This window comes from Mesorhizobium sp. M7A.F.Ca.MR.362.00.0.0 (assembly GCF_004023175.1).
Taxonomy (GTDB): domain Bacteria; phylum Pseudomonadota; class Alphaproteobacteria; order Rhizobiales; family Rhizobiaceae; genus Mesorhizobium.
In genome coordinates this window covers 1-403 of record NZ_RZTF01000354.1, presented here as the reverse complement: position 1 = coordinate 403, position 403 = coordinate 1, and the positions used below count along the sequence as shown (strand labels likewise).

Below are 403 nucleotides of genomic sequence, written 5' to 3'. Positions count from 1 at the left end.
CGCCGCCGCCGGGCACGATGCCTTCTTCGACCGCCGCGCGGGTGGCGTTCAGCGCATCGTCGATGCGGTCCTTCTTTTCCTTGACTTCCGACTCGGTGACGCCGCCGACGCGGATGACGGCAACGCCGCCGGAGAGCTTGGCCAGCCGCTCCTGCAGCTTTTCCTTGTCGTAGTCGGAGGTCGTCTCCTCGATCTGGCCCTTGATCTGGGCGACGCGCGCCTGGATCGTCGCCTTGGTGCCGGCGCCGTCGATGATGGTGGTGGTGTCCTTCTCGATCAGCACGCGCTTGGCACGGCCGAGCATCTCGATGGTGACGTTTTCAAGCTTGATGCCGAGATCCTCGGAGATCATCTGGCCTGATGTCAGCACGGCGATGTCTTCCAGCATCGCCTTGCGGCGGTC

General features: G+C 64.8%; 1 pseudogene (cut by a window edge). It reads right to left on the bottom strand.

Going from position 1 to position 403, the window contains the following annotated elements:
* A pseudogene (gene groEL, locus EOC06_RS29610) lies at nucleotides 1–403 on the bottom strand (chaperonin GroEL) (its annotated part extends 396 nt beyond the left edge of the window); the annotation flags it as partial.